Raw genomic sequence first — 2066 nt, forward strand, 5'->3', positions numbered from 1 at the left:
TAGCGGATTGCCGCGGCCGCGCACGTCGGGCTGCAGGTGATTCCGCAAGCAGGCCATGCCGGCTACGTGGAAGCACCGGCCGTCTATTCCGCACTGATCGGCACGTTCTGCCGTCAGTGCGACCAACAGCGGGGGCTGGTATGAGTGAACCGCTGCAACAACCCGAATCCGAAAACGGGAAAGCCGAAGCGAGCTACGTGGTGCCCGGCCTCGAACGCGGGCTGCGGATCCTCGCCGAATTCTCGCCGCGCGAGCCCGTGCTCGGCGCGCCCGAATTGTCGAAGCGGCTCGGCATTCCGCGCACGACGGTGTTCCGTCTGCTGCAGACGCTCGAATCGCTCGGCTTCCTCGAGCGCGCGGACAAGGACCGCAACTACAAGCTCGGCATTGCCGTGCTGCGGCTCGGCTTCGAGTACCTGAGCTCGCTGGAGCTGACCGATCTCGGCCTGCCGGTGATCGAGAGCCTGCGCGACGCGACCGGCTTCACGACGCACATCGTGATCCGCGACGGCCGCGACGTGGTGTTCGTCGCGAAGGCGCAGAGCCAGGCGCCGGTGTTCAGCTCGATCCGCGTGAACGTCGGCACGCGCTTGCCCGCGCATGCGACGACGCACGGCCACGTGCTGATGGGCGACCTGTCGCTGAAGGAGTTGCATGCGCTGTATCCGGAAGGCGCATTGAACCGGATGACGAACGCGACGCCGGAAACGGTCGACGCACTGTACGAAGTGATCCGCGAGGATGCGCTGCGCGGCTACGGCGTCAGCAATTCGTCGTTCGAGCGCGGCATCTCGGTGGTCACGGCGCCGGTGCGCAACGAGACGCAGAGGATCGTCGCGTGCATCACGGTGACGGTGCCGCGGCCTGAAATCGACGCGGCGCTGATCGCGGACGGGCTGATCGACAAGGTGCAGCGCGCGGCGGCGGAACTGTCGCGGCGGCTCAATTACCGCTCGGATGACGAGCACACGTTTCTCAAGGCTTTAGGACTCCGATGATCCAGATCGATCTGACCGGGCAGGTGGCGGTGGTGACGGGCGGTTCGTCCGGCATCGGCCTCGCGACTGCCGAACGGTTCCTGCAGGCGGGCGCGTCGGTCGCGATTTGCGGCCGCGACGGCGACCGCCTGGCACGCGCCGAAGCAATGCTCGTTGAAAAATACCCGGGCGCGCAATTGCTCGCCGAGCGCTGCAACGTGCTCGACGAGCAGGATGTGGCCGCGTTCGCGCAAGCGGTGTCGACGCGCTTCGGCCGTGCCGACATGCTGGTCAACAACGCCGGCCAGGGCCGCGTGTCGACCTTTGCGGATACGACCGACGACGCGTGGCGCGAAGAACTCGAACTGAAGTATTTCAGCATCATCCGCCCGACGCGCGCATTCCTGCCGCTGCTGCGCGACGCGCAGGCGCCGACGATCACCTGCGTGAACTCGCTGCTCGCGCTGCAGCCGGAGCCGCACATGGTCGCGACGTCGTCGGCGCGCGCGGGCGTGCTGAGCCTCGTGAAGTCGCTCGCGACCGAACTCGCGCCGCAGCGCATTCGCGTGAACTCGATCCTGATCGGCATCGTCGAGTCGGGCCAGTGGCGCCGCCGCTACGAAACGCAGGCGCAGTCCGGCGAAAGCTGGGAGGACTGGACGGGCGCACTCGCTCGCACGAAGAACATTCCGCTGAACCGCTTCGGCAAGCCTGACGAGGCCGCCTGGGCACTTTTTTATCTCGCAACGCATCTGTCGTCGTACACGACGGGCAGCCATATCGACGTTTCTGGAGGCTTTGCACGCCATGTCTAACAAAACCACGGTTGGCGAGCTGATTGCCACCTTCCTCGAGCAGTGCGGCGTGAAGACCGCATTCGGTGTCATCTCGATCCACAACATGCCGATCCTCGACGCGATCAACACGCGCGGCAACATCCGGTATGTCGGCGCACGCGGCGAAGCCGGCGCATTGAACATGGCCGACGGCCTGGCCCGCGTGTCGGGCGGCCTCGGCGTCGCGCTCACCAGTACGGGCACGGCGGCGGGCAACGCGGCCGGCGCGATGGTCGAGGCGCTGACCGCCGGC

The 2066-nt window shown here is 66.7% G+C and carries 3 protein-coding genes and 1 pseudogene; all 4 read left to right on the top strand.

Going from position 1 to position 2066, the window contains the following annotated elements:
* A pseudogene (locus tag G3N99_RS39335) lies at window positions 1-144 on the top strand (alpha/beta hydrolase); the annotation flags it as partial.
* Complete coding sequence (locus tag G3N99_RS39340; protein WP_174986677.1) at window positions 141-998, top strand: IclR family transcriptional regulator; 858 nt, start codon at window positions 141-143, stop codon at window positions 996-998. The pseudogene G3N99_RS39335 and the gene G3N99_RS39340, both read left to right, overlap by 4 nt.
* Window positions 995-1792: an SDR family oxidoreductase gene (locus tag G3N99_RS39345; RefSeq protein ID WP_174946691.1), complete on the top strand. Its 798-nt coding sequence runs from the start codon at window positions 995-997 to the stop codon at window positions 1790-1792. The genes G3N99_RS39340 and G3N99_RS39345 overlap by 4 nt, the downstream gene beginning before the upstream one ends.
* Window positions 1785-2066 (top strand): thiamine pyrophosphate-binding protein (locus tag G3N99_RS39350; protein WP_277396499.1); only part of this gene is annotated, 282 nt, incomplete at its 3' end. The genes G3N99_RS39345 and G3N99_RS39350, both read left to right, overlap by 8 nt.

This window comes from Burkholderia sp. Ac-20392, assembly GCF_017104585.1.
GTDB classification, from domain to species: Bacteria; Pseudomonadota; Gammaproteobacteria; order Burkholderiales; family Burkholderiaceae; genus Burkholderia; species Burkholderia lata.